Annotated in this window: 26 protein-coding genes; 10 read left to right on the top strand and 16 right to left on the bottom strand. The window is 65.9% G+C overall.

Going from position 1 to position 27000, the window contains the following annotated elements:
* The first annotated feature begins 159 nt into the window (after positions 1-159).
* From rho to ACUY1T_RS07315, 7 genes are all read left to right on the top strand, one after another.
* Positions 160-1419 carry a transcription termination factor Rho gene (gene rho / locus ACUY1T_RS07345; protein WP_167112395.1) on the top strand — a complete coding sequence of 420 codons (1260 nt, stop codon included), beginning with the start codon at positions 160-162 and terminating at the stop codon, positions 1417-1419.
* Between the two features lie 227 nt (positions 1420-1646).
* Complete coding sequence (gene ubiD / locus ACUY1T_RS07340) at positions 1647-3146, top strand: 4-hydroxy-3-polyprenylbenzoate decarboxylase (RefSeq protein ID WP_446021422.1); 1500 nt, start codon at positions 1647-1649, stop codon at positions 3144-3146.
* Positions 3143-3922, top strand: coding sequence for an NAD(P)H-flavin reductase (locus tag ACUY1T_RS07335; RefSeq protein ID WP_446021421.1), 780 nt, complete (start codon positions 3143-3145; stop codon positions 3920-3922). Before ubiD ends, ACUY1T_RS07335 begins: the two co-directional genes overlap by 4 nt.
* Positions 3919-4632 (top strand): dihydromonapterin reductase, encoded by a 714-nt coding sequence (gene folM, locus ACUY1T_RS07330; RefSeq protein WP_446021419.1) that lies wholly within the window; start codon positions 3919-3921, stop codon positions 4630-4632. The genes ACUY1T_RS07335 and folM overlap by 4 nt, the downstream gene beginning before the upstream one ends.
* 41 nt (positions 4633-4673) lie before the next feature.
* Positions 4674-4799 carry a hypothetical protein gene (locus tag ACUY1T_RS07325; RefSeq protein ID WP_263582378.1) on the top strand — a complete coding sequence of 42 codons (126 nt, stop codon included), beginning with the start codon at positions 4674-4676 and terminating at the stop codon, positions 4797-4799.
* A gap of 482 nt (positions 4800-5281) precedes the next feature.
* Positions 5282-6364, top strand: a complete 1083-nt coding sequence (locus ACUY1T_RS07320) for a 3-deoxy-7-phosphoheptulonate synthase (protein WP_446021417.1) — start codon at positions 5282-5284, stop codon at positions 6362-6364.
* A gap of 76 nt (positions 6365-6440) precedes the next feature.
* The gene (locus ACUY1T_RS07315; protein ID WP_446021415.1) at positions 6441-6953 is read left to right on the top strand and encodes a DUF3087 family protein; all 513 of its coding nucleotides are present in this window, start codon (positions 6441-6443) and stop codon (positions 6951-6953) included.
* 2 nt (positions 6954-6955) lie between these two features.
* Here ACUY1T_RS07315 and hemB read toward each other — a convergent pair whose 3' ends face one another.
* A complete protein-coding gene (gene hemB / locus ACUY1T_RS07310) occupies positions 6956-7954 on the bottom strand; it encodes a porphobilinogen synthase (RefSeq protein WP_446021615.1) in 999 nt (332 codons plus the stop codon).
* A gap of 241 nt (positions 7955-8195) precedes the next feature.
* Between hemB and elbB the strand changes: the two genes are divergently transcribed.
* Positions 8196-8858: an isoprenoid biosynthesis glyoxalase ElbB gene (elbB, locus tag ACUY1T_RS07305; protein ID WP_446021413.1), complete on the top strand. Its 663-nt coding sequence runs from the start codon at positions 8196-8198 to the stop codon at positions 8856-8858.
* 91 nt (positions 8859-8949) lie between these two features.
* On the opposite strand, the gene tatC is transcribed toward elbB, so the two are convergent.
* The 13 genes from tatC to ACUY1T_RS07240 form a co-directional block, all read right to left on the bottom strand.
* The gene (gene tatC / locus ACUY1T_RS07300; RefSeq protein WP_446021411.1) at positions 8950-9735 is read right to left on the bottom strand and encodes a twin-arginine translocase subunit TatC; all 786 of its coding nucleotides are present in this window, start codon (positions 9733-9735) and stop codon (positions 8950-8952) included.
* Complete coding sequence (gene tatB, locus ACUY1T_RS07295) at positions 9732-10169, bottom strand: Sec-independent protein translocase protein TatB (protein WP_446021410.1); 438 nt, start codon at positions 10167-10169, stop codon at positions 9732-9734. The genes tatC and tatB overlap by 4 nt, the downstream gene beginning before the upstream one ends.
* A 6-nt stretch (positions 10170-10175) precedes the next feature.
* Complete coding sequence (gene tatA, locus ACUY1T_RS07290; RefSeq protein ID WP_446021408.1) at positions 10176-10445, bottom strand: Sec-independent protein translocase subunit TatA; 270 nt, start codon at positions 10443-10445, stop codon at positions 10176-10178.
* Positions 10446-10491: 46 nt separating this feature from the next.
* The gene (locus ACUY1T_RS07285) at positions 10492-10827 is read right to left on the bottom strand and encodes a phosphoribosyl-ATP diphosphatase (RefSeq protein WP_446021406.1); all 336 of its coding nucleotides are present in this window, start codon (positions 10825-10827) and stop codon (positions 10492-10494) included.
* A gap of 30 nt (positions 10828-10857) precedes the next feature.
* On the bottom strand, positions 10858-12480 hold the full coding sequence (ubiB, locus tag ACUY1T_RS07280) for a ubiquinone biosynthesis regulatory protein kinase UbiB (RefSeq protein ID WP_446021613.1): 1623 nt from the start codon (positions 12478-12480) through the stop codon (positions 10858-10860).
* The gene (locus ACUY1T_RS07275; protein WP_446021404.1) at positions 12480-13118 is read right to left on the bottom strand and encodes a ubiquinone biosynthesis accessory factor UbiJ; all 639 of its coding nucleotides are present in this window, start codon (positions 13116-13118) and stop codon (positions 12480-12482) included. The genes ubiB and ACUY1T_RS07275 overlap by 1 nt, the downstream gene beginning before the upstream one ends.
* Positions 13119-13125: 7 nt before the next feature.
* Entirely contained in the window at positions 13126-13893 is a 768-nt protein-coding gene (ubiE, locus tag ACUY1T_RS07270; RefSeq protein WP_446021402.1) for a bifunctional demethylmenaquinone methyltransferase/2-methoxy-6-polyprenyl-1,4-benzoquinol methylase UbiE, read from the bottom strand.
* A gap of 101 nt (positions 13894-13994) precedes the next feature.
* The gene (locus tag ACUY1T_RS07265; RefSeq protein WP_446021401.1) at positions 13995-14378 is read right to left on the bottom strand and encodes a gamma-butyrobetaine hydroxylase-like domain-containing protein; all 384 of its coding nucleotides are present in this window, start codon (positions 14376-14378) and stop codon (positions 13995-13997) included.
* A 74-nt stretch (positions 14379-14452) separates the two neighbouring features.
* Entirely contained in the window at positions 14453-15775 is a 1323-nt protein-coding gene (gene hslU / locus ACUY1T_RS07260; protein WP_446021399.1) for an ATP-dependent protease ATPase subunit HslU, read from the bottom strand.
* A gap of 11 nt (positions 15776-15786) precedes the next feature.
* Positions 15787-16305: an ATP-dependent protease subunit HslV gene (hslV, locus tag ACUY1T_RS07255; RefSeq protein ID WP_446021398.1), complete on the bottom strand. Its 519-nt coding sequence runs from the start codon at positions 16303-16305 to the stop codon at positions 15787-15789.
* 174 nt (positions 16306-16479) lie between these two features.
* Complete coding sequence (locus ACUY1T_RS07250; RefSeq protein WP_446021396.1) at positions 16480-17205, bottom strand: SPOR domain-containing protein; 726 nt, start codon at positions 17203-17205, stop codon at positions 16480-16482.
* A gap of 3 nt (positions 17206-17208) precedes the next feature.
* Positions 17209-18894, bottom strand: coding sequence for an arginine--tRNA ligase (gene argS, locus ACUY1T_RS07245; RefSeq protein WP_446021394.1), 1686 nt, complete (start codon positions 18892-18894; stop codon positions 17209-17211).
* Positions 18895-19252: 358 nt separating this feature from the next.
* Complete coding sequence (locus ACUY1T_RS07240) at positions 19253-21490, bottom strand: primosomal protein N' (RefSeq protein ID WP_446021392.1); 2238 nt, start codon at positions 21488-21490, stop codon at positions 19253-19255.
* Positions 21491-21674: 184 nt separating this feature from the next.
* Here ACUY1T_RS07240 and rpmE point away from each other — a divergent pair, with 184 nt between their 5' ends.
* Together rpmE and ACUY1T_RS07230 are read left to right on the top strand one after the other, a co-directional pair.
* Positions 21675-21890: a 50S ribosomal protein L31 gene (gene rpmE / locus ACUY1T_RS07235; RefSeq protein ID WP_111412913.1), complete on the top strand. Its 216-nt coding sequence runs from the start codon at positions 21675-21677 to the stop codon at positions 21888-21890.
* Positions 21891-22226: 336 nt separating this feature from the next.
* Entirely contained in the window at positions 22227-23498 is a 1272-nt protein-coding gene (locus tag ACUY1T_RS07230; protein ID WP_446021390.1) for a malic enzyme-like NAD(P)-binding protein, read from the top strand.
* A 91-nt stretch (positions 23499-23589) separates the two neighbouring features.
* Here the strand turns inward: ACUY1T_RS07230 and ACUY1T_RS07225 are convergent, their stop codons facing one another.
* Together ACUY1T_RS07225 and ACUY1T_RS07220 are read right to left on the bottom strand one after the other, a co-directional pair.
* Positions 23590-24336, bottom strand: coding sequence for a DUF481 domain-containing protein (locus ACUY1T_RS07225; protein ID WP_446021388.1), 747 nt, complete (start codon positions 24334-24336; stop codon positions 23590-23592).
* A 109-nt stretch (positions 24337-24445) separates the two neighbouring features.
* Positions 24446-26968 (bottom strand): penicillin-binding protein 1A, encoded by a 2523-nt coding sequence (locus ACUY1T_RS07220; RefSeq protein ID WP_446021387.1) that lies wholly within the window; start codon positions 26966-26968, stop codon positions 24446-24448.
* Positions 26969-27000: the final 32 nt, after the last annotated feature.

Genomic DNA, 27000 nt, shown 5'->3' with positions numbered 1-27000 from the left:
GTGACCCTTACGCAGAGTGGTCGTACCGCGACGGGCATCGCTCATGAGCGACAGCCTCCCGGGCTCTGAACGCACCCAAGCGGCGTACCGTTTTTTCTCCGCACCATTCCCACGGCCGCCGTGCCGCCACGCTGACATGAGCAACTTCCGAACGCACCGATGAATCTTACCGAACTCAAGCAAAAATCCGTGCCGGACCTCCTGGAGATCGCCCGTGAGATGGGCATCGACAACCTGGCCCGCTCGCGCAAGCAGGACATCATCTTTGCCATCCTCAAGAAGCACGCCAAGAGCGGCGAGGATATCTACGGCGATGGTGTACTCGAAATCCTCCAGGACGGCTTCGGCTTCCTGCGCAGCGCCGACAGTTCCTACCTGGCCGGCCCCGACGACATCTATGTCTCGCCGTCGCAGATCCGTCGCTTCAACCTGCGCAAGGGTGACTCGATCTCCGGCAAGATTCGTCCGCCGAAGGAAGGGGAGCGCTACTTCGCGCTGCTCAAGGTCAGCCAGATCAACTTCGACAAGCCGGAAAACGCCAAGCACAAGATCCTGTTCGAGAACCTCACGCCGCTGTTCCCCCAGGAGCGGCTGCGCATGGAGATCGGCAACGGCTCCACCGAGGATCTCACCGCGCGCATCATCGATCTCACCGCACCCATCGGCAAGGGCCAGCGCGGCCTGATCGTCTCGCCGCCCAAGGCGGGCAAGACGCTGATGCTGCAGAACATCGCCACCTCGATCACGCGCAACAATCCCGAGTGTCACCTGATCGTGCTGTTGATCGACGAGCGTCCGGAAGAGGTGACCGAGATGTCGCGCACCGTGCGCGGCGAGGTGGTCGCCTCGACCTTCGACGAGCCGCCGGCGCGCCACGTGCAGGTCGCCGAGATGGTCATCGAGAAGGCCAAGCGCCTGGTCGAGCACAAGAAGGACGTGGTCATCCTGCTCGACTCCATCACCCGCCTGGCGCGCGCCTACAACACCGTGGTGCCGAGTTCCGGCAAGGTACTCACCGGCGGTGTCGACGCCCACGCCCTGGAGAAGCCCAAGCGCTTCTTCGGTGCCGCGCGTAACATCGAAGAAGGCGGCAGCCTGACCATCATCGCCACCGCGCTGGTCGATACCGGCTCGAAGATGGACGAGGTGATCTTCGAGGAGTTCAAGGGCACCGGCAACATGGAAGCCCACCTGGACCGCAAGCTCGCCGAGCGCCGTGTCTACCCGGCCCTCAACATCCGCCGCAGCGGCACCCGCCGTGAGGACCTGATCGCCTCCGAAGACGAGATGCAGCGCATGTGGATCCTGCGCAAGCTGCTCAACCCGATGGATGACACCGCGGCGACGGAATTCCTCATCGACCGCCTGAAGGATACCAAGACGAACCTCGAGTTCTTCGAGGCCATGAAAAGACGTTGATTCTGGCCTGCTGCGCTCGACGATACGGCGTTGGGAAACAGCTCAAGCTGCTCATTTACTAAAGTAAACTCCGCGCTTTCGCTGTTTTCCGCCTTGTCTCGCCCTAGCTCGCAACGGCCAGCTCTCAACGCTTTGGCTTCTAATTCAAGGCGAGCGGGCCGGCAGTCAAAGAGAAAGGGGCGGCATGCTATGCTGCCCCTTTCGTCGTTCCGGAAACGGGAAATGGAATGAAGTACAACGACCTGCGCGACTTCATCGCGGCCCTTGAGGCCCAGGGCGAGCTGATACGCGTGACTGCCGAGGTGGACCCCTACCTCGAGATCACCGAGATCTGCGACCGCACCCTGCGCGCCGGCGGCCCGGCGCTGCTGTTCGAGAACGTCAAGGGGCATGACATGCCGCTGCTCGGCAACCTGTTCGGCACGCCGAAGCGGGTTGCCATGGGCATGGGCCAGGACTCGGTCTCGGCCCTGCGCGAGGTGGGCGAGCTGCTCGCCTTCCTCAAGGAGCCCGAGCCGCCCAAGGGCTTTCGCGATGCCTGGGACAAGCTGCCGATCTTCAAGCAGGTGATGAGCATGGGGCCCAAGACGGTGCGCTCGGCCCCGGTGCAGCAGGTGGTGCTGGAGGGCGACGAGGTCGACCTCGACCGGCTGCCGATCCAGCACTGCTGGCCCGGCGATGCCGCCCCGCTGATCACCTGGCCGCTGGTGGTGACCCGCGGGCCGCACAAGAAGCGCCAGAACCTGGGCATCTACCGCCAGCAGAAGCTCTCCAGGAACCGGCTGATCATGCGCTGGTTGTCCCATCGTGGCGGTGCGCTGGACTTCCAGGAGTTCCAGCAGACGAACCCCGGCGAGCCCTTCCCGGTGGCGGTGGCGTTGGGCGCCGACCCGGCAACGATTCTCGGCGCGGTGACCCCGGTGCCGGATTCGCTCTCCGAGTACGCCTTCGCCGGGCTGCTGCGTGGCTCCCGCACCGAACTGGTCAAGTGCGGTCACGCCGATCTCGAGGTGCCGGCCTCGGCCGAGATCATCCTCGAGGGCTTCATCTACCCCGACGACACGGCGCCGGAAGGCCCTTACGGCGACCACACCGGCTACTACAACGAGGTCGACGAATTTCCGGTCTTCACGGTGACGCGCATGACCCTGCGCCGCGACGCCATCTATCATTCGACCTACACCGGAAGACCTCCCGACGAACCGGCGATATTGGGACTCGCGCTCAACGAAGTGTTCGTGCCGATCCTGCGCAAGCAGTTTCCCGAGATCGTCGATTTCTACCTGCCGCCGGAGGGCTGCTCCTACCGCATGGCGGTAGTGACCATGAAGAAGCAGTACCCGGGGCATGCCAAGCGGGTGATGATGGGCGTATGGAGCTTCCTGCGCCAGTTCATGTACACCAAGTTCGTGGTGGTGCTCGACGACGACGTCGACGCCCGCGACTGGAAGGACGTGATCTGGGCCATCACCACCCGCATGGACCCGGCCCGGGATACCGTGCTGGTCGAGAACACGCCCATCGACTATCTCGACTTCGCCTCACCCGTGGCGGGGCTTGGCTCGAAGATGGGGCTGGACGCCACCAGCAAGTGGCCCGGCGAGACCGATCGAGAATGGGGCACGCCCATCGTCATGGACGAGGCCGTCAAGGCCCGTGTCAGCGAACGCTGGAACGAGCTGGGTATCCCACTGCCCCCCCACCCTGACGACAAGAGGCCTGCATGACCCCGAGGACCCTGACCTGCCAAGTGACGGCAGTGGAGGACCTGACCCCCGACGTGTTCCGCGTGCGCCTGGAAGGGCGTGCCGAGGCCATGGCCCACGACCCGGGCCAGTATCTCGAACTCAAGCTGGACGACGAGACCTGGGTACCCTTCTCCATTGCCAGTGCCCATGCCGGCGACGGTACCCTTGAGCTGCACATCCAGCACTGGCCGGAGCGTGAGAACTCCGCCCGGCTGCGCGAGCTGATCGTGGTGGCGCACCACCTGACGATACGTCTGCCGGGCGGCGACTGCGTGCTGGATTCGACCAGCCGGCGCCCGCTGCTGCTGGTCGCCGCCGGTACCGGCTTCGCCCAGATGAAGGCCATCGTCGAGGCCTCGCTGCACCAAGCGCCGGAGCGGCCTATCGAGCTGTGGTGGGCATCCCGCGAGCGCCGCGACCTGTACCTCGAGAGCCTGCCGCGGGAGTGGGCCGAGCAGCACGACAGCGTGCGCTTCCATGTGGTTACCGAGGTGGCGCCGGAGCCCCCGGTGACCGGTGTCCGCGTCCAGGGTCACCTGGGCCGCATCGACCAGGCGCTGGCCGCCGGGCTCGAGGACATCAGCGGCTACGACGTCTATCTCTCCGGCTCGCCGGGCATGGTCTATGCCTGTGTCGACGTGCTGGCCTCGCTGGGCCTCGAGCCGTCGCGGGTATTCTCCGACGTCTTCGCCTATGCGCCGCGCCAGCCGCTGGTACCCACCGCCGGCGTGCTGAGGCGGGGGAGCGCGCGGTGAGCGCCGCGCCGATCCTGATCACCGGTGGCGTCCAGCGCCTGGGGCGCCACTGCGCCGAGCGCCTGGCCGAGGATGGCCATCCGGTCATCGTCAGCTACCGCCGCGAGCGACCCGAACTCGATGCCCTGCGCGCGCGCGGTATCGTGACGCTGCAGGCGGATTTCGCCAGTGAGGCCGGCATTCTCGACTTCATCGCCCGGCTCAAGGGCGAGACATCCTCGCTGCGGGCCATCGTGCACAATGCCAGCGACTGGTCGCCCGACGTTCAGGATGAAACAGCCGGGGCCAACTTCGAGCGATTGTTCCGCGTGCACATGCTGGCGCCCTACCTGATCAACCTGCATGGTCGTGAGCTGCTCGAGGCCTGCAGCGAACCCCAGCGCGACATCGTGCACATGACCGACTACGTGGTGCAGAAGGGCTCGAAGAAGCATGCGGCCTACGCTGCCACCAAGGCCGGTCTCGCCAACCTGACGCTGTCGTTCGCGGCGATGTATGCCCCGACGATCCAGGTCAACGCCATCGCGCCGGCATTGATCATGCTGGGCGAAGGCGACGATGCGGCCTATGCCGAAAAAGCCAGGGCCAAGTCGGCGATGGAGATGGTGCCGGGACCGGGAGTGATCTACCAGAGCCTGCGCTACCTGCTCGACAACCGCTACGTCACCGGTATCACGCTTCCGGTCGATGGCGGTCGCCACCTTCGCTAGAATACTTCTCTCCCTGACAAACTCGCGAATGAGGAACCAACATGGCAAACGACCATGACTTCAAGGACGACAGCGGCCTGCTGTCGATAGTGCTGGGCTTGGTGGTACTGGTCAGCATGAGCGCACTGCCGGCCACGATCGGCTGGTACCAGGTGTTCGCGGGCTGACCGCCACGCTTGCCAAGCCTGCCCTGATGGGGCACGATGAAGCCAGAACACCGGGAGACGACCATGACACCGAACCGACACTCGACCGATAACGCCTTTGCCTGCGCCCCGTGCGCGGCGCAGGCGCGTGGCGTCGGCTTCGGTGGTCCGTATTGGTATTGGTTTAGTACCGGTGTGCCCGTGGCTGGGTCCTGAACGAGGACGGCTGCGCAGGCACACCCTAACCGGGTTGCCTCCCCAGAAACCCCCGGTCGGCAACCCCGACCGGGGGTTTTGCGTTGTAAAACACTCGAATTCAACCAGAGGAGACGTACCATGACCGCACGCAGCGCCACTTTCGCCGCCCACTCTCGCCACGACTATTATGGCTGGGATTATGGCTGGCGATTTAGCGCCACGCGGTCGGTCCAGTGCGCCACCTCCGACCGTGAGATGTCCGGTGGCAAGACGACACGATGTTTGCCGACCTCACGGAGTTGACCATGAATGCCCCCGCATCCCTCTCTGAACGCCAAGCCGATAGCCAGGCCAGCCTCGCTGTCGACGCCTCCAGCCGAGCGAGCATGACGCTACCCACCCCCGGCGAACTGCGCCGGCGCCTGCCTGTATCGCCTCAAGTGGCGGAATGCCTCTCGGCCCAGCGCCGTGCCATTCAGGATATCGTCAGCGGGCACGACGACCGCATGTTGATGGTGGTCGGCCCCTGCTCGATCCACGACCCCTTGGCGGCACTGGAGTATGCTCACCGCCTGGCCGAGCTGGCACAGAAGGTAAGTGATCGGCTGCTCCCCGTCATGCGGGTCTATGTGGAGAAGCCGCGTACTACGGTAGGTTGGAAGGGGCTCGCCTACGACCCTGACCTGGATGGCAGCGGTGACATGGCCCGCGGCCTGCACCTCTCCCGCCACCTGATGCACGAAGTCGCCACGCTGGGCCTGCCAGTGGCCACCGAGGTGCTGCAGCCGATGCTGGCCGCCTACCTCGACGACCTGTTGGCCTGGGTCGCCGTCGGGGCACGCACTACGGAGTCGCAGCTGCATCGCGAGCTTGCCAGTGGCCTCGAGGCGGCCGTGGGGTTCAAGAACGCCACCAGCGGCGACGTGGGTGTCGCGGTGGACGCCATCCGTGCGGCGGCGCATCCGCACCGGCATTTCGGCCTCGATGAGCAGGGCCGCCCTGCGCTGCGTGAGACCTTGGGCAATGCCCACGCCCACGTGGTGCTGCGTGGCGGCCACCTTGGCCCCAACTACGACAGCGACTCGGTCGGCGAGGCTCGCCGTGCGCTGGAGCAGGCCGGGCTGCCGGCACGCTTGATGGTCGATTGCAGCCATGCCAACGCGCGCAAGGATCATCGTCGCCAGGCCGAGGTACTGCGCGACGTGGTGGCCCAGCGCATGCGTGGCGAGACGGCCCTGATGGGGCTGATGCTCGAGAGTCACCTGGAGGAGGGGCGCCAGGAGCTGACTCCCGGTGCCCTGCGCTACGGTGTTTCGGTGACCGATCCCTGCCTGGGCTGGCAGGCCACCGAGGCATTGCTGCTGGAAGCGGCCGAGCGGCTACGCTGACCCGGACGCGGGGCGACTGTACCTCGGCGGGCGATGCCGGGATAATCCCGGCATCGCGTTGCCACAGGAGCCCCCCATGCCGTTCACCTTCGAACACCACGATCCTGAAACCTACCGTCGCAAGGCGAGGATCATCAGCATCGCCATGGCCGGCCAGTTGATCGTTTTCGGCCTGGCGTTTGCCCAGCTACTGGTGGCGACCTTCGGTTCCAGCCTGTGGCTCAACGCCTTGGGCGTATTCCTCGGGCTGTTGTTCACCAGCCTGACCTTCGCCGTACTGCGCGAGCGCCCATGGATGAGCGAGATGCGCTATGTCTGGCAGCTCAAGCACCATCTCTCCCGGCTCAGCGGCTACCTCGCCACCCTGCGCCGCGAAATGGACCAGGGCAACGGTGTGGCCCTGCACCTGATGACCGCTTATCACCAGGGCATGGCCCAACTGGCCGAACTCAACGGCCGCACCCTGGATGACGATGCCGAGTTGATCGGCGAGCGTGCCACGATCCGCCGGCTACGCGAGGAACGCGGGCTGCCCGCCCAGGTCGAAGGCTTCGACCCCCACGACCTGGCGGCCTTCAAGAGAAGTTGAGACTAGCCGGCGAGCAGGCGGGCAGCGCGCTTGGCGAAGTAGGTCAGCACCCCATCGGCGCCGGCGCGCTTGAAGCACGTCAGTGACTCGAGGATCACCTCGTCGGCGTCGAGCCAGCCGTTGTCGAAGGCGGCCATGTGCATGGCGTATTCACCGCTCACCTGATAGGCGTAGGTGGGTACCCGGAGCTCGTCCTTGACGCGCCGCACCACGTCCAGGTAGGGCATGCCGGGCTTGACCATCACCATGTCGGCCCCTTCGGCCAGGTCCAGTGCCACTTCGTGCAGCGCCTCGTCGCTGTTGGCCGGATCCATCTGATAGGTGCGCTTGTCGGCCTTGCCCAGGTTGGCGGCCGAGCCCACCGCATCGCGGAAGGGGCCGTAGTAGCGCGAGGCGTACTTGGCGCTATAGGCCATGATGCGCACGTTGTGCAGCTGTTCGTGTTCGAGTACCTGGCGGATCTCGCCGATGCGGCCATCCATCATGTCCGACGGCGCGACCACGTCGGCGCCGGCCTCGGCATGGGACAGTGCCTGTTTGAGCAGCGTCTCCACCGTGCGGTCGTTGAGCACGTAGCCGCTGTCGTCGATGATGCCGTCCTGGCCATGGATGGTGTAGGGGTCGAGTGCCACGTCGGTAATGATGCCGAGTTCCGGCACGGCGGCCTTCAGCGCGCGCACACTACGTTGAACCAGGCCGTTGGCGTTGTAGGCTTCCTCGGCCAGCTCGCTCTTCAGCGTTTGGTCCACTACCGGAAATAGCGCCAAGGCTGGGATACCGAGATCGTATGCCTCGCGTGCCTCCTCGATCAGCAGGTCCAGCGACAGCCGCTCCACACCCGGCATCGAGGGCACGGCCTCGCGGCGCTGCTCGCCGTCGAGGACGAATACCGGCCAGATCAGGTCGGCGGCGGTCAGGGTCGACTCCCGCATCAGGCGGCGCGAGAAATCGTCACGGCGCATGCGGCGCATGCGCGTAGCGGGGAACTGGCGCGTGGTCATGAAACTCAAGATGTTCTACTCCGGCTGTGGGGCCACGTTGCGCCATTGGCCATGGCGTAACGGAAGTATGCCCCGGCAAGGGTAACGGTGTGATGACGTCGAATGCGTTGTACCGAGTATATCAGCGCTACCCCATGCGGGAAGTCACGCCTTGTCGCACCCGGCCCGACTCTCTAAAGTGTGGGCTTCAGGATTCAGGCAGAGCCCTTCATTCGAGGCGCCTCATTACAAGGAGAAAGGCATGAGCAAACAAGTGGCGGTCATTCTGTCGGGCTGCGGCGTCCAGGACGGTTCGGAGATCTACGAAACCACCCTGACCCTGCTGCGGTTGGATCAACTGGGCATCGGTTATCGCTGCTTCGCACCGGACATCATGCAGCATCACGTGATCGACCACCGCAGTGGCGATGTCGTCGAGGGCGAATCGCGCAGCGTACTGGCCGAATCGGCGCGCCTGGCGCGGGGCAATATCGCGCCACTGGAGGAACTCGAGGCCAACGAGTTCGACGCGGTGGTGCTGCCCGGCGGCTTCGGTGCGGCCAAGAACCTGTCGAACTTTGCCGCAGCCGGCAGCGACATGGAACCCCTTCCGGAGCTGGTCGAGGCGATGGCGCCGTTCTACGAGGCGCGCAAGCCCATCGGGTTGATGTGCATCGCGCCGGCTCTGGTACCCAAGCTGCTGGGACCCGGCATCGCCGTGACCATCGGTCACGATCCCGGTGTTTCCGGCGCCATCAGCTCCATGGGCGGCCTGCATCGCAGCTGTGGCGTCGAGGATATCGTGGTGGACTTCGAGAACCGCGTGGTGACCACGCCGGCCTACATGCTTGCCACCCGCATCGGCGAGGCCGCCACGGGGATCTTCAAGCTGGTTGACCGTATCGACGAGCTAATGGACCTGTAGGCGTCGCCAGGCCTGACGAAAAGCGCCCTCGCTCGGCAGGAACGGGGGCGCTGTGCGTTCAAGGCCTGGGGCTTGCGGCGCGTTGGCCGGTTCAGGCGTCGTCACGCTCTTCGGCCGGTGTCGCTTCGCTATCCTTGCGCTTCTTGCGCCGCACCAGGCGGCCGAACAGGATGCCCACCTCGTAGAGCAGGTACATCGGCACGGCGAGCAGGCTCTGCGAGATCACATCGGGCGGGGTCAGCAGCATGCCGACCACGAAGCAGCCCAGGATGATATAGGGCCGCTTCTTCGTCAGGCTCTCCACCGTGGTGGCGCCGGAAAGAATCAGCAGGAAGGTGGCGATGGGAATCTCGAAGGCCACGCCGAAGGCGAAGAACAGCTTGAGGACGAAGTTCAGGTACTGGTTGATGTCGGTCATCACCGCCACGTTCTCCGGCCCGGTCTGGGTGAAGAACTGGAACAGCAGCGGGAACACCGCATAGTAGGCGAAGGCCGCACCGGCATAGAACAGGCCCACGCTGGAGGCGAGCAGCGGCAGGGCCAGGGCTTTCTCGTTGTCGTAGAGCCCGGGGGCGACGAAGGCCCAGGCCTGGTGCAGCACGTAGGGGATGGCGAGGAACACCGCCACCACCAGGGTCAGCTTGAACGGGGCCAGGAACGGTGACGCCACTTCGGTGGCGATCATCTGCGATCCTTCCGGCAGCATGCCCATCAGCGGCTGAGCCACGAAGGTGTAGATATCGTTGGCGAAGGGATAGAGCCCCAGGAAGATCACGAAGACCGCTACCACGGCGCGCAGCAGGCGCGAGCGCAGTTCGATCAGGTGTTCGATCAGAGGGGCCTGGCCGAGTTCCTGCTTGTCGTCGGAGTCGCTCATCGGGAAGCGGCGTCCTTGTCATCGTCGGAGGAGGAGGGCTTGTCGTCTGCCACCCTGGCATCGACCAGGGCATCGTCGAGACGCGCAGCGGCCGACGGTGCCTCGCTGTCGACCTTGCGTTCGGCGGCATCGGGCCGCTCATCGTCACCCTTGCGAGGCGTCGACGACGTGTAGGGCTGGGCGATGCTCTCCACGTCGCGCTTGGCCTTGTTCAGGCTCTCGTCGAGCTTGGTCTGCTGCTCCTTGAGCTTCTGGCGCAGCTCCTCCGCCTCGAGCTGGGAGTTGATCTCGCGCTGCATGCTCGACACGGTGCGCTTGATCTTGCCGATCCAGAGCCCCGCCGTGCGCGCAGCCTTGGGCAGGCGCTCCGGACCGAGCACGAGCAGGCCCACGATCCCCAGGATCAGGAGTTCCAGGAAGCCGATATCAAACATGGAGGCTTACTTGCGCTCTTCCCGTTCCTCGACGCTGTCCGAGGTCTTCTTCTCCTCGGCGCGGACGTCATACGTGTTGGGTTGCTCCTCGTGGGATACCTTGGCCTGGGCCTTGTCGCCCTTGCCTTCCTTGTCTTCCTCGTTGACGGCCTGCTTGAAGCCCTTGACCGCGCCACCCAGGTCGGAGCCGACGTTACGCAGCTTCTTGGTGCCGAAGATCAGGATGATGATGCCGAGTACGATCAGCAGTTGCCAGATACTGATGCCACCTAACATGAAACTTACCTCTGATTCGGGTTTCCGGCGGATCCGGAAGACATTTTTACTTTGACCTTGCGGCCTTCTCTTCGTGCCCGGAAATGCCGAAGCGGCGGGCCAACTCGTCTAGCACGTCCCGGTGGTCGAGTCCGAGATGCGACAGCATCACCAGGCTATGAAACCACAGGTCGGCGGTTTCGGCGACCAGTGCCTTGCGTTCGGCATCGCCACCGGCCTCGGCATCCTTGGCCGCCAGCAGGGTTTCCGTGGCTTCCTCGCCGACCTTTTCGAGTATCTTGTTAAGTCCCTTGTCATGCAAGGCGGCCACATAGGATTCGGCGGGGTCGGCGCTGCGGCGTTGGCTCAGCACGTCGAAGAGTTCGTCGAGAATATCACGCATGGGAGCGGTTCCGGTTACGGTGGGTCAAGTTCATTGCCAAGCCAGCAGCGCGAGGCCAAGAAGGCCCGCTGCCAGGATCGGCCAGGGCTGAGTGGCGGCCCATTCGCTGAGCGGTCTCCAGGCGAGTGCCAGCCCGGCCAGCAGCAGCCCCAGGCGCAGGCGGCGGCCGCCGCGACGCCCCTCGCGCAGTTGGTGTTGGATGCCGCCCAGGGCCGTTGCCTGGCGGCGGCGCTGGCGATGCTCGTGCTCGATGCGGCTCAGTGCCTGGTAGGCCACGGAGGGTAGCTCGGGCAACTGGCGCGACAGCTCGGGTGCCTGGCGCTTGAGCGACTCCCACAGGCCGACCGGCCCGGCGCGCTCGTGCATCCAGCGCTCCAGGTAGGGCTTGGCGGTGCTCCACAGGTCGAGGTCGGGATAGAGCTGACGCCCCAGTCCCTCGATGTTGAGCAGGGTCTTCTGCAGCAGCACCAACTGCGGCTGGACCTCCATGTTGAAGCGGCGCGCAGTCTGGAACAGGCCCAGCAGCACCTGGCCGAAGGAGATGTCCTTGAGCGGCTTCTCCAGGATCGGCTCGCATACCGTGCGGATGGCGGCGGCGAACTCGTTGGCACGGGTATCTTCGCTCACCCAGCCCGACTCGATGTGCAGCGCGGCGACCTCGTAGTAGTCCTGGCGGAAGAAGGCCAGCAGGTTGCGCGCCAGGTAGTCCTGGTCCTCGCGGGTCAGGCTGCCGACGATGCCGCAGTCGATGGCGATGTACTGGGGGTCGTGAGGGTGCTTGCGGGAAACGAAGATATTGCCCGGGTGCATGTCGGCGTGGAAGAAGTTGTCGCGAAACACCTGGGTGAAGAATATCTCCACGCCGCGTTCGGCGAGCCGCTTGAGGTCGGTGCCCTGGGCCTTGAGCGCAGCGAGGTCGGCCACCGGGATGCCGTGGATACGCTCCTGCACCATGACCCGGCGGCGGGTATGCGACCAGTGTACCGTGGGCACGTGGAGCAGCGGCGAATCCTTGAAATTGCGCTTGAGCTGCGAGGTATTGGCCGCTTCCTTGTGCAGGTCGAGTTCGTCGAACAGGGTCGCCTCGTAGTCGCGTACCACTTCCACCGGGCGCAATCGGCGCGCTTCGGGGATCAAGGTCAGCAGGCCGGCCACCCGGTACATCAGGGCCATGTCCTGGCGCATGACGCGATCGATGGCGGGGCGGATGATCTTGACCACCACGTCTTCACCGCTGTGCAGGCGAGCGGCGTGCACCTGGGCGATGGAGGCAGAAGCCAGCGCCTCGGGTTCGAAATGGGCAAAAGCGACATCCAGCGGCATGCGCAGCTCCGCCTCGACCAGCGCACGGGCTTCGCCGGCGGGGAAGGGGGGGACCTGGTCCTGCAAGCGCCTCAGCTCGTCGGCAATCTCTTCCGGCAGCAGGTCGCGGCGCGTGGAGAGCAGTTGGCCGAACTTGACGAAGATGGGACCCAGCGACTCCAGGGCCAGGCGCAGGCGCTCGCCGCCTGAGCGCCGCCCCACCGGCACCAGGCGCAGCGGCGAGAGCAGGAAGGCCAGGCGCAGCCACCAGGGCAGGCGCTGCAGTGGCAACAGGGTATCGAGGCGGTAGCGGGTGATCACCCACATGATGCGCAGCAGGCGAAACCCCATCATGACGTGGCCTCGTATTCCAGTCGTCGGCGCAGTCTGGCCAGGCGAGCATCGAGGCGGTCGGTGGCCACCTCCAGCTCGGTGAGGTGGTCGCGCAGGGTCTCGAGTTGCTGGCGGCCGGGAAGCAGGCGGGCCTCCTCGAAGACGTACTCGGCGATGTCGGCGCGCATCTCCTCTTGGGCGCGCAGGCCCCAGCGGGCCATGCGTCTCAGCCCTTCGGCCAGGCTGTGAGCGGGCACGTCGCCCAGCCAGCGCGCCAGCTCCGCTTCCCAGTCGAGGTCGAGATCGAAGAACAGGTCACGAACTTCCTCGAGCAGATGCACGCGCCCACGCACCGCCAGGCGCCCGCGGAACATCAGCCGCTCCATCGATTCGCCGCCCAGCAGCTCACCCAGCGTCTCGGCATCGAGTTCGACCACGGCATCGGCGCTGCCTTCGTCGGGCTCCTCCTGCCGCATCAGGTCGACGCCATGGGCATGAAAGCTCAGCAACAGGGTCAGGGAGGGGCGCTCCAGGCGCAGCAGCAGCCGGCTGCCGGCGAGCCGGGCGAGGCGCGTAGGCGCAGCCAGGTCACGGGCGAGCAGGGCATTGAGGGTACGTTCGATGCCGGCCAGCAGCAGGGGCGGGGTCAACGTCATCACGTCCTCAAAGCTTGATGCCGCGGTGCAGGGCAACGATGCCCCCGGTGAGGTTGGTGTACTCGACCCGCTCCAGGCCCGCCGCTTCCATCATGCTCTTGAGCGTCTCCTGGTCGGGGTGCATGCGAATCGACTCGGCCAGGTAGCGATAGCTGTCGGCGTCGCCCGCTACCAGCTGGCCCATGAAGGGCAGCAGGCGGAAGGAGTATTCGTCGTAGGCACGGGTGAGCACGGGGTTGTTCGGCTTGGAGAACTCCAGCACCAGCAGGCGGCCGCCAGGCTTGAGCACGCGAGCCATGGAACGCAGCGCGGCATCCTTGTCGGTGACGTTGCGCAGGCCGAAGGCGATGGTGATGCAGTCGAAGCTGTTGTCGGGGAACGGCAGGCACTCGGCGTTGGCCTGCACGTACTCGACGTTGCCGCCGACGCCGTTGTCGAGCAGCTTGTCGCGGCCGACCCGCAGCATCGATTCATTGATGTCGGCCAGCACCACCCGGCCGCGGGGACCGACCATGCGCGAGAACTTCAGCGTCAGGTCGCCGGTGCCGCCGGCGATGTCGAGCACGCTATGGCCGGGGCGCACGCCGCTGCGCTCGATGGTGAGGCGCTTCCACAGGCGGTGAATGCCCAGCGACATGAGATCGTTCATGACGTCGTAGCGCGCCGCCACGGAGTGGAAGACGTCGGCCACGCGCGAGGCCTTTTCCTCGACCGGCACTTCCTGGTAGCCGAAGTGGGTGGTGCGCTGGTCCCCGGGGGTGGAGTGAGGGCTCATGCGAAAAGGGCTCCCGAATCGCTGCGGAAAGGCAAGGCCGAGGCCTCGATTTGCGCGCTATTGTAGCCCTCTCAGGCAGTTCTTGTCTTGACGACTGCCTTCTAGAGCTGCTTGATCTCGATGCCCAGCGGTTCCCGGCTGGCGCCGGCCTTTTCCAGGCGTTCGAGATAGTCGGCCCAGTAGGCCTCGCGGTGCTCGATCAGCTCATGGAGGTATTCCCAACTGAACAGGCCGCTGTCGTGGCCGTCGTCGAAGGCGAGCTTGACGGCGTAGCGGCCGACCGGCTCGATGTTCTTGAGGCCGACGTCCTTCTTGCCCACCTGCAGCACGGCCTGGCTGGGATGGTGGCCACGCACCTCGGCGGAGGGGGAGTAGACGCGCAGGTACTCGACCGGCAGGCGGTGGCTCTCACCGTCGGCGTAGGTGAGCTCCAGCTCGCGGGCCTTCTTGTGGTAATGGATCTTGCTGGGAATGGGGGCGGTCATGGGCAGACTCCTGACGTCGAGCTTCGAGCTTCGAGCTTCGAGCGGCTCGTGGCCCGAAGCCCGTAGCACGTGGCTTACAGAATATACCGCGACAGATCCTCGTCCATGGCCAGCTCGCCGAGCTGGGAGTCGACGTAGGCGGCATCGATGGTCAAGGGGCTGCCGAAATCGGCGCCCTTGAAGGAGGCGTCCTCCAATAGCCGCTCCATCACCGTGTGCAATCGCCGCGCGCCGATGTTCTCGGTGCCCTCGTTGACCTTCCAGGCGATCTCGGCAATACGCTCGATGCCATCCTCGGTGAAGTCGATCTCGAGCCCCTCGGTGGCCAGCAGCGCCTTGTACTGCTTGGTCAGGGCGGCGGAGGGTTCGGTGAGGATGCGCTTGAAGTCCTCCGGCGTCAGCGCCTCTAGCTCGACCCGGATCGGCAGGCGACCCTGCAGCTCGGGAATCAGGTCGGAGGGGCGCGACAGATGGAAAGCGCCGGAGGCGATGAACAGAATATGGTCGGTCTTGACCATGCCGTACTTGGTCGAGACCGTGGAACCCTCGATCAGCGGCAGCAAGTCGCGCTGCACGCCCTCGCGGGAGACTTCGCCGCCGCTGGACTGGCCGCTGCCCTTGGCCACCTTGTCGATCTCGTCGAGGAAGACGATGCCGTTCTGCTCCACGGCATCGATGGCACGGTGCTTGATCTCCTCCTCGTTGACCAGCTTGGCGGCTTCCTCGTCGCGCAGCAGGGCGAAGGCGTCCTTGACCTTGACCCGGCGGGTCTCGGTCTTGTGGCGGCCCATGTTGGAGAACAGGCTCTGCAACTGGCTGGTCATCTCCTCCATGCCCGGCGGGGTCATGATGTCGATGCCTGGTCCCTGCGGGGTGATCTCGATGTCGATCTCCTTGTCGTCGAGGTCGCCCTCGCGCAGCTTCTTGCGAAAGATCTGGCGAGTGGAGCTGTCGCTGCGGGGGCTGTCCTCCTGGCCACGGGGCGGCGGCAGCAGGGCGTCGAGAATGCGATCCTCGGCGGCGTCCTCGGCCCGGTGGCGCACTTCGTCCTTGGCCTGCTCGCGCACCAGCTTGATGGCGGCCTCGGTGAGGTCGCGGATGATCGACTCGACGTCGCGGCCGACATAGCCCACCTCGGTGAACTTGGTGGCCTCGACCTTGATGAAGGGCGCGCGGGCCAGCTTGGCCAGGCGCCGGGCGATCTCGGTCTTGCCCACCCCGGTGGGGCCGATCATGAGGATGTTCTTGGGCGTCACCTCGGGGCGCAGGTCGTCGTCGAGCTGCATGCGCCGCCAGCGGTTGCGCAGGGCAATGGCCACGGCGCGCTTGGCGTCCTGCTGGCCGACGATGAACTGGTCCAGGGCGTGGACGATCTCACGAGGGGTCATCTGTGACATGGGGGCGGCCTTCAGAGCGTTTCGAGAGTGACGTGATGGTTGGTGAACACGCAGATGTCACCCGCGATCTCGAGCGACTTCTCGGTGATCTCCCTGGCCGAGAGTTCGGTGTTCTCGAGCAGTGCGCGGGCGGCGGCAAGGGCGAAGTTGCCGCCCGAGCCGATGGCGATGATACCGCGCTCCGGCTCCACCACGTCGCCGTTGCCGGTGATGATCAGCGAGGCATGCTTGTCGGCCACGGCCAGCAACGCCTCGAGGCGGCGCAGGGCACGGTCGGTACGCCAGTCCTTGGCCAGCTCCACGGCCGCCTTGACCAGGTTGCCCTGGTACTTCTCCAACTGCGCCTCGAAGCGCTCGAACAGGGTGAAGGCGTCGGCGGTGCCGCCGGCGAAGCCTGCCAGCACCTGGCCGCGATAGAGCCGGCGAACCTTGCTGGCGTTACCCTTCATCACGGTATTGCCCAGCGATACCTGGCCGTCGCCGGCCAGGGCAACCTGGTCACCGCGGCGTACGGAAACGATCGTGGTCATGGAGATAACTCCGTAACGGGGAGTCGGGGCTCCCGGTGACTTTCGGCCCCCGGTGCGCCGGGGGCCGTGAATGAGCGTTCAGGTTAGGTGTGGGCGCCGGCAGGTGAATTCAAGCGCTATCGGGACGGGGCCGGTGAATCGAAGAGCGGTTCGCCGGGGAGCGTCGTACGTTCCTCAGTTGGTGGCCCGGTGCCGCAGCGGCGTGATTCCCTGGGTCGTCATCAAGTCCTCGGCACGGCTGAGCTCGCGAGTATCGTCGTAGGGACCCACCATCACGCGGTGCCAGGTCTGACCGTCGGCGGACTGTACCTGGCTGACCTGGGCCATGAGGCTAAGGTTGCGCAGGCGCTGGCGCAGCTGCTCGGCATCCTCCGGCTGGCGGAACGACGCCGCCTGCAGCATATAGCGGGTACCTGCCGGTGCCGTCGCTTCGCGTTCCGGCGTCGCGTTCACCTCGTCGCGCAGGTTGGCGGCGATCACCTGGGCGATGGGATCGTCGGCCGGGGCCTGCTCGGCAGCGGATTCGCTGTCGATGGGGGGAGGCACGTTGACCGTTGGCTCCGGCGGCGAGGCGGTAGAGGCCACTTCGCGCGGTGCCACGACCTCTTCGGGCAGCAAGGTATAGAACTCGAAGGTCGGCATGCGCGGTTCGCGCGGCTCGACGGTCGGCGCGGGTTCGGTCACCTCGCTAGGTGAGCGCGGCATCAGGTTGGCCAGCGGCGAGTCGCTGCCTTCCTGCCAAGGGGCCGTACCGTGCTGGTGCTGGGCCAGCAGGAAGCCCGCGATGACGCCGCCAAGCCCCCACACCCAGCCGGGCAGGCGAAAGCCGTGGCCACGCGCCGGGGCGCGCTTGCGGCTGGTGGTGGCGCCGCGTTTCTTGGGCGTGCGACGGGCAGCCATGGCTTACATTTCCTCCGGTGCGCTCACGCCCAGCAGGTCGAGACCGTTGCGCAGCACCTGGCGCGTGGCCAGGCCCAGAGCCAGGCGGGCGTTACGCAGCTCGTCGTCGTCGACCATTACCTTGACGGCGTTGTAGCAGGAGTGGAACTCGGCGGCGAGGTCCAGCAGGTACTGGGCGACCTGCTGCGGCTCGCGGCAGGCGGCGGCATGGCCGACCACCTCGGGGAAGCGTGCCAGGCGGTTCATCACCGCTTTTTCCTGGTCTTCCTCCAGCTTCGCCAGGCTGACCATCGCCAGGTCGTGGTCGAAGCCGAGGTTCTGGGCCTCGGCCTTGCGCAGCATGCTGCACACCCGGGCGTGAGCGTACTGCACGTAGTAGACCGGGTTGTCGTTGGACTGCGAACGGGCCAGGTCGATGTCGAAGGTGAGCTGCGAGTCGGCCCGGCGCGCGGCGAGGAAGAAACGCGTGGCATCGCGGCCGACCTCGTCGATCAGGTCGCGCACGGTGACGTAGCTGCCGGCACGCTTGGAGAGCTTCACCTCCACGCCGGAGCGGGTCACCATCACCATCTGGTGCAGTACGTAGTCGGGCCAGCCCGAGGGGATGCCGGCCTCCAGCGCCTGCAGGCCGGCACGAACGCGGGTGACGGTGGAATGATGGTCGGCGCCCTGCTCGTTGATCACCGTGGTGAAGCCGCGCTGCCACTTGTTCAGGTGGTAGGCCACGTCGGGCAGGAAATAGGTGTAGCTGCCGTCGGACTTGCGCATGACCCGGTCCTTGTCGTCGCCGAAGTCGGTGGTGCGCAACCACAGGGCGCCGTCCTGCTCGTAGGTATGTCCCTTCTCGATCAGCCGCTCGACCGTTTCCTCGACCTTGCCCTCGCGATAGAGCGAAGACTCCAGGAAGTAGACGTCGAAGGAGACGCCGAAGGCCTTGAGGTCGAGGTCCTGCTCACGGCGCAGCCAGGCCACGGCGAAGTCGCGGATGGCGTCGAGGTCGTCGGGGTCGGCCTTGGCAGTCACGTGGCGGTCGTCGGCATGCACCGTCTCGCCGGCCAGGTAGTCGTTGGCCACCTCGACGATGTAGTCGCCACGGTAGCCGTCGTCGGGCCAGGCCTCGTCGTCGGGGGTGAGGCCCTTGGTACGGGCCTGGACAGACAGCGCCAGGTTGACGATCTGTGCCCCGGCGTCGTTGTAGTAGAACTCGCGGGTGACGTCATGGCCGGTCGCTTCGAGCAGCCGCGAGATGCAGTCGCCGATGGCCGCCCCGCGGCCATGACCCACGTGGAGGGGGCCGGTGGGGTTGGCGGAGACGAACTCCACCTGAACCTTCTGGCCGCGTCCGGCCAGGCTGCGCCCGAAGGCATCGCCGGCATCGAGTACCTGGCGCACGACCTGGGCGGCGGCGTCGGTGGCGGCGAAGAAATTGATGAAGCCGGGGCCGGCAATCTCCACCTTTTCGACGGCATCGCTCGCCGGTAATGCCGCGATCAGCGCCTCGGCCAGCTCACGGGGTTTCCTGCCGGCCGGCTTGGCCAGCATCAGCGCCAGGTTGCTGGCGTAGTCGCCGTGGGCCTTGTCCTTGGTCGGATCGACCTTGATGGTCGGCGCGGCATCGGCGGGCAGCGTGCCCTGCTGCTTGAGCGTGTCGAGGGCATTCTCGAGCAGGGAAATGATCGTCTCTTTCATGAAGCGGTTATGTCCTGTAGCGGCGGGCGCAGAGGTAGTGACAGTGACAAGGCACTCGTGAATGGCGCGGCCACGCAGAATGGGCTGGTCGACCATTATCGGCAATTGTGCTGCGGCTTTAAACCCTGTCGGCATCGCTTCGGGCTTCGGGCCAAGAGGTAGGCTGCAACTCGCAACTCGCAACTCGCAACTCGCAGCTCGTAGCTCGTAGCTCGCAGCTCGCAGCTCGTAGCTCGTAGCTCGTAGCTCGCAGCTCGCAGCTCGTAGCTCGCAGCTCGTAGCTCGTAGCTCGCAGCTCGTAGCTCGTAGCTCGCAGCTCGTAGCTCGCAGCTCTTAGCTCGTAGCTCGCAGCTCGTAGCTAGGCAAGCGTCTGCGGGTCGACATCCAGCGACCAGCGCACCCGGCGTGCCTCGGGCGCGGCCTCGAGCCAGGCGGTCAGCTGCGCGCAGGCGGCGTGCAGCTGGCTGCGCCGTTCGGCGCTCAGCATCAGTTGGATATGATAGCGGTTCTGGCGTCGCTCCATGGGGGCAGGCACCGGGCCCAGGCAGCTCACGTCGGGGGCGTGCTCGGCGACCCACTGCCGCAGCATGGCCGTCGCGTCGCGGCCAAGCGCCATGGCGGCTTCCTCGCGGGGGCTCTCCAGGCGCAACAGGGCAAGGAAGCGGAAGGGAGGCAAGCAGGCGACACGGCGTTCGGCGAGCAGTTGCTCGGCCAGGGCATCGTAGCCGCGCTCGGCGAGCAGGCGCAGGTGCGGGTCGTCGTTGTGCAGGGTCTGTACCAGCACGCGTCCCGGGTGCGAGGCGCGTCCGGCACGGCCGGCCACCTGGGTCAGCAACTGGGCGCTGTGCTCCAGGGCGCGGAAGTCGCTGGCGTAGAGTCCGGCATCGGCATTGACCACGACCACCAGGGTGACATGGGGCAGGTGGTGCCCCTTGGCCAGCATCTGGGTACCGACCAGCAGGCAGGGTGCGCCGCGCCGCACTTCGCCGAGTAGCTGATCGAAGGCGTCGCGGCGCCGCGTACTGTCGCGGTCGATGCGGTGCACCGGTACCTTGGGAAAGAGCGCGGCCAGGGTCTCCTCGGTGCGCTCGGTGCCACTGCCTAGTGGGCGCAGGTCGGCGCTGCCGCAGCCGGGGCAGGCGTCCGGCACCGGGCGGCGCTTGTCGCAATGGTGGCAGGCCAGCATCGGCGGCTGGCGGTGCAGGGTCATGCGCGCGTCGCAGTGGTCGCAGTCGGCCATCCAGCCGCAGGCGTGGCAGGCCAGGGTGGGGGCGAAGCCGCGGCGGTTGATGAACACCAGCACTTGATGGCCGGCCTCGAGCGTCTCGCGGATCGCTTCGATGGCCGGTGGGATGAGTCCTCCCTGGCGCGGCCGGCCGCGCAGGTCGATCAGTTCCAGTCGGGCCGGGGCGTGACGGCTGGCGCGCTGGGTCAGGCGCAGGTGACGGTAGTTACCGCGCTCGGCGTGGTAGAGGCTCTCCAGCGAGGGTGTGGCACTGCCCAGCAGCAGCGGGACGGCGTGATGCTTGGCGCGGGCCACGGCCAGGTCCCGGGCGTGATAGCGCAGCCCTTCCTGTTGCTTGAACGAGCCGTCGTGCTCCTCGTCGACGATGATCGCGCCGGGCCGCGCCATTGGCGTGAAGATCGCCGAACGGGTACCGATGACGATGGGGGCGCGGCCGCTGGCGACCGCTTCCCAGGCGTCGAGGCGCTCGTTGTCGGTGAGCCCCGAGTGCAGCGCCACCACCGGTACGCGGAAGCGGCTGCGAAAGCGTGCCAGAGTCTGCGGCGTCAGGCCGATCTCCGGTACCAGCAGCAGGGCCTGGCGGCCGCGGGCGACCACCGCCTCGATCAACTGCAGGTAGACCTCGGTCTTACCGCTGCCGGTCACGCCGTGCAGCAGGCAGGGATGAAAACCATCGAGACGTTCGTGTATCGCTGCCAGGGCCGTGGCTTGCTCGCGGTTGAGCGGCAGCGCTGGTTCGGCTAGCAACTGGGAAGTGGTGGGCTCGGCGGCGGTCAGAGGGGTCTCATGCCGCGCGACTAGCCTCTTCTCCACCAGCGCGAGCAGCTGTTCACGGCTGAAACCCTGGGCCACTATCGCCTGAGTGTGCAGCCCGTGGGGATGCTGGCGCAGCATGGCCAGTAGCTCGGCCTGGCGCGGTGCACGTTTCAAGCGCGGGTCGTCGGCATCGGGCTCGGCCAGGGCCTGCCAGCGCTCGCGCATGCGCCCGGCCAGGGGGCGGCCCTGGCGCAGCAGTACGGGCAACGCCTGGTGCAGAGTGTCGCCAAGTGAATGCTGGTAGTAGCGTGCCGTAAAGCGGCACAGCCATAGCCAGTCTTCGGGCAGCGGCTCGGCATCCAGCCAAGCATCCACCGGCTTCAACTGGCCCAGAGGGAAGTCGCTTCGATCGCTGCACGCCATTACCACGCCGATGACCTGACGGCGGCCGAACGGCACGCGCACGCGCAGGCCGGGCTGCCACCCACCGGGAGGGGGTTCGTGGCCCGGACGGTAATCGAACAGGCGCCTCAGGGGGGTGGGTACCGCCACCCGCAGCACGCGAGGCGGAGGCGAGGAGATGGAATCGGGCAATTGGCCTCCGGCGTCGGCTCTGCTAGAATATCCGGCCGTCGTGGTGCCTGGCTCTCGAGAATCAGGCCTGGCGGCTACCGGTTGGTTGAACGACTCAACGTTGAACGAATAGCGACGACAGACAACCTGTATGCGGTGCCTGGCAATGGATCAGGTGGCGGCATACCGCTCCATGAGGCTCAAGATGAAACAAGGTATTCACCCGGATTACAAGATGGTCACCGCGACTTGCTCCTGCGGCGCGACCTTCGAAGTTGGCACCACTGCCGGCCATGACCTGTCACTGGACGTCTGCTCCCAGTGCCACCCCTTCTACACTGGCAAGCAGAAGCAGGCGACCACCGGTGGTCGCGTCGAGCGCTTCAACAAGCGCTTCGGTGCCGCCATCAAGCGCGGTTGATTCGCCCCGCCGCGACGCAGCATCGCTCGAGAAACCCGCCTTCACGGCGGGTTTTCTTTTTTGGGGTGCGCCAGGCTTGGCGCGCAGCGCCTAACTGGCGCTGTTCCCGGGGGTGGTCCTCCCTGCTCGATGCAAGCGGTTTTGGAGATGTGGATGACGGGCTGGGCAATAAGGAAAGCGTTATAGATGCGATGATTGCCATAAGTTGCAGCAAATGGTGGCGAATGTTCGCGAATGAGTATTCAAAATCGCCGAACGGGACGGTCGTTGAGGTGTGGAACGTTTTTCTATATTGTAGGTGGCCTCTTCCCAAAGTATGGATACCGGATTCTCAGCATGACAGACGCCAAGAAGCAGGCAGCGCTGGATTATCACGCCAAGCCGATTCCCGGAAAGCTCTCCGTGGAGCTGACCAAGCCCACTGCTACCGCTCGTGATCTCTCCCTTGCCTACAGTCCTGGTGTCGCCGAGCCGGTGCGCGAAATCGCCCGCGACCCGGAGAATGCCTATCGCTATACCGGCAAGGGCAACCTGGTGGCGGTGATTTCCGATGGCAGTGCCATTCTCGGTCTGGGTAATCTTGGCCCGCTGGCCAGCAAGCCGGTCATGGAAGGCAAGGGCGTGCTGTTCAAGTGTTTCGCCGGCATCAACTCGGTGGATATCGAAGTGAATGCCGAGAGCCCTCAGGCCTTCATCGACACCGTGGCGCGCATCGCCGACACCTGGGGAGGCATCAACCTCGAGGATATCAAGGCGCCGGAGTGCTTCGAGATCGAGCAGGCGCTCGTCGAGCAATGCAACATCCCGGTGTTCCATGACGACCAGCACGGCACCGCCATCGTCACCGCGGCCGGCATGCTCAATGCGCTGGAGATCGCCGGCAAGCGACTGGAAGACGCCAGGATCGTCTGCCTGGGGGCTGGGGCGGCGGCCATTGCCTGCATGAAATTGCTGGTGGCCTGCGGTGCCCGTTCGGAAAACCTGATAATGCTCGATCGCCGTGGCGTCATTCATGCCGGCCGCGAGGGGCTCAACCCGTACAAGGCGATATTCGCCGTGGATACCGACAAGCGCACGCTGGACGATGCGATCGCCGGGGCCGATGTCTTCATCGGGCTTTCGGGGCCCAACCTGATGACTGCCGAGCACATGCGCAAGATGGCACCGAATCCCATCGTCTTCGCCTGCACCAATCCCGACCCCGAGATCCACCCTGACGTGGCGCGGGAGGCGCGACCCGACGTGATCATGGCCACCGGCCGTTCCGACTTCCCCAACCAGGTCAACAACGTGCTGGGCTTCCCCTTCATCTTCCGCGGGGCGCTGGACGTGCGCGCCACGCGTATCAACGAAGAGATGAAGGTGGCCGCCGTTCATGCGCTCAAGGACCTGGCCCGCGAGCCGGTCCCCCAGGCGGTACTCGACGCCTACGAGCGCGATCACATGGAGTTCGGCCCCGAGTACATCATTCCCACACCGGTCGACATACGCCTGCTGGAACGGATCCCGGCAGCGGTGGCCCAGGCCGCAGTGGACTCCGGCGTAGCCCGCCGCCCCTACCCGGCGCACTACCCACTGAAGACCGTGGACGACGTTTACGGTAGCTGATCGTCCTGTCCTGGCAATGCCATGAAACGACTGCGCCGGCCTTCGGGCCGGCGCAGTGCGTCGTGTCTCGGGTGCGTGTCGCTTGCGGGAGTTACCAGGTGTAGAGCAGCGTCACGTTGGTGGTGTTGTCGGTGCGGGCGTCGGCCGTCTCGGGCGGGTTGGAGTTGTGCTTGACCTCATGGGAGAGGCGCAGCGATAGACGCGAGTTGAGGCGCGCGGTGAGCGACGACACCGATCGCGATGTAGTGTTCGCATCGGTCGATTCCACCGACATCTCCTGGCGCAGGTGGGAGTAGCTCGAGAACGTCCACTGGTAGTCGAGTGCGCTGTAGACGACCCCCAGGTTGTTGTTTTCCTCTCCATCGATTCTGTCGTGGCGATACCCCGGGCCGGCCTCGAGTGACAGGCGGTGCTGACCGGTATCGATGACGTCACGGCCGTAGCCACCGATGGTGGTGAACTGCTGGTCGTAGCCGCTGAAGCGGTCCTTCTCCCAGCGGGCGAAACCGAAGAGGTAGTGAGGGCCGTCGAAGTCATAGCGCTCGCGGCCGGAAATCAGGTACTGCTCGGCGCTGGTCTCCTCGTCGCGGCTGACATTGCGCACCTCGCTGCGCAGCGTGTGGGTCCAGCGTCCGGTCAGCCAGGTCAGCCGGCTCTTGCCGATCAGGGTCTGGCTGTCGGTATTTCCAGAGAGGTGGGTATAGCCGAACTCGGCTTCACCGCTGAAGGTGGGGCTGTCTTCCTCGGGGGGCGGAGGCGCATAGAAGACACTGGCGGCGAGGGCGGTGCCCGGTAGTAGCGTCAGTCCAATGACGCTCCATGGCATCAGTCGTGGCATGGCAACTAACCTGTCCTGTTGTCCCGGTAACGGGCCGCCCCGAGGGGCGGCTGTATGGCGGTTGGCAAGACGGCGGGCGGCGTCCGTGCCGCCCCTCGGGTCATCCGTATCAGAAGATCGCCTCGTAGCTTCCCGTGCCCTGCGAGCCGCTGCGCTGCTCGATCTCCTGCTCGATCCGGCGCGGCTCCATGTCGGGCAGATAGTCCGGGTGGAAGATTTCCGTGATTCCGCCGGGCTGGCCGTCGGCCAGGCGTCGCCCGGTCTGCTCGTCGATGCGCATCCTGACCAGCTGGGCGGGCGCTTCGGGCCTGGCTTCGGGGCGGCCGTTCAAGGCATTGCCCATGAAGTCGATCCAGATCGGCAGGGCAGCGTTGCCGCCATATTCGGCGATCGAATCGTTGTTGTCCTTGCCGACCCACACGGTAGCCACCAAGTCGTCGTTATACCCTGCGAACCAGCCGTCGCGCTGGTCGTTGGTGGTGCCGGTCTTGCCCACTACGTCGCTGCGATTGAGTGACAGCGCGGCACGCCCGGTACCGCTTTCGATCACGTCGCGCAGCATGTCACGCAGAATGTAGACGGCAGTGGGGTCGGCGACCCTGGGTGCCACGTCGTAGCGCTTGCCGTCGATTTCGACCTCGGTCTGATCTTCGCGACAGTCGCGGCAGGCGATGGCCGGGCGCGCCTCGCTGATGACCTGGTCGTCGCTGCCACGGGTGACGCGCTCGATGAACCAGGGGGAAACCTGGAAGCCTCCGTTGGCCAGTACGGCGTAGGCATTGGTCATCTCCAGCGGTGTCAGGTCGGCGCTGCCCAGCGCCAAAGACAGGCCGTGCGGCAGCCGGCTCCGGCTGAAGCCGAATCCCTCCAGGTACTCGATGGTGTTGTCGAGCCCCAGGGTCTGCAGGATGCGGATCGTCACCAGGTTGCGCGAGCGTGCCAGCGCCACGCGCAGCCGGGTCGGTCCGAGGAAGTCGCCGCTGGAGTTCACCGGGCGCCACAGGCTGCTACCGTCGTGCATGACCACCGGGGCGTCGTTGACCACGGTGGAGGCGGTCATCAGCCCGGTATCCAGCGCGGCCAGGAAGACGAAGGGCTTGAAGATCGAGCCCGACTGCCGCTGTGCCTGAACCGCACGGTTGAACTTGCTGGCATTGAAGCTGAAGCCGCCCTGCAGCGCGAGGATGGCGCCGTCGGCAGGGTTCATCACGACGATCGAGCCCTCTGCATCGGGGCGCTGGGAGAGCCGCCAGCTACCGTCGTCGCGCTGCAGGATACGCACCAGGTCGCCGGTTTCGGCGATCTCGCTGGCGGAGCCGGGCTCAGGCCCGCGCGCTCTGGGGTTGCGATAGGCGCGTGCCCAGGAGAGGCCGTCCCAGGCGAGGGTCACGAGTTCTGCCTCGCGGGTCAGTACGCGCATTTCGCGGCCTTCGCTCGATACCACGATAGCCGGCTGCAGCGGGCCGAAGCCGGGGGTTCGCTCCAGTACCCGCAGCCAGTTGCTGACGTCGTCATCGATGCCCTCGACGCGTGTCTGGCTGCGCGCCGCGGCCTGGCGGGCGGTCTCCATGATTTCGGGAGACTCGTCGAGCTCCTCCTCCAGTCCGCGACGCTCGGTACGCTCCTGCGCTTCGGCGAGGCTGGCGGGAATGTCGCGCTCTTCCGGCCCGCGCCAGCCGTGGCGGGTATCGTAGTCGATCAGGCCGCGTGCCAGGGCCTGGCGGGCGTGGGGCTGCAGCTCGCTGTCCAGGGTGGTGTGGATGCGGTAGCCGCCGGTGTAGGCCTCCTCGCCGAAGCGCTCGATGGCGTACTGGCGTGCCATTTCCGCCACGTAGTCGGCGTCGACCTCGACCTGCGCCACGTAGCGGCGCGCGGTAGTCGGCTCCTGCACGGCCGCCTCGTAGGTTGCCTGGTCGATGTGGCCGAGCTGGCGCATGCGATAGAGGATCCAGTTGCGCCGGATCAGCGAGCGCTCGGGATTGGCCAGTGGGTTGAACGAGGATGGCGCCTTGGGCAGGCCGGCGATCATCGCCTTCTGCGCCAGGCTGAGTTCCTCCAGCGGTTTGTTGTAGTAGACCTCCGCGGCGGCGGCAATGCCGTAGGCGCGGTTGCCCAGGAAGATCTTGTTGACGTAGAGCTCGAGGATCTCCTCCTTGGAGAGAATGCGCTCCATCTGCAGCGCCAGGAGGATTTCACGGATCTTGCGGGTGAACGTGCGGTCGAGCGTGAGCAGGTAGTTGCGCGCCACCTGCATGGTGATGGTGGAGCCGCCCGACTGGATGTCGCCGCTGGCGACGAGCTCCAGCGCTGCCCGTGCCAGGCCGCGGGGGTCGACGCCGCGATGCTCGAAGAAAGCTGCATCCTCGGCCGCCAGCAGGGCCTGGATGAAGTCTTCGGGGATCTCGTCGAAGGAGACCGCCATGCGGCGCTCCTCGCCATATTCGCCGATCAGCTTGCCGTCGCGGGTGAAGATACGCAGTGGCGTGTGCAGTTCGAAATCCTGCAGCTGGCGCACGTCGGGCAGGCCCGGCGTGAAATAGAGCGCCGCGCCTGCCACGCTGAGCAGGGCCGCGACGGACAGCGATACCAGTAGCCAGAAGGCCGAGAGAACCAGAGTCTTGATCCACTTCATGAAAAGGCGTTATCCATGGTGAGAGCAGGAAG

This window comes from Billgrantia sp. Q4P2 (genome assembly GCF_052806135.1).
This window is presented reverse-complemented; position numbering and strand designations above follow the sequence as displayed.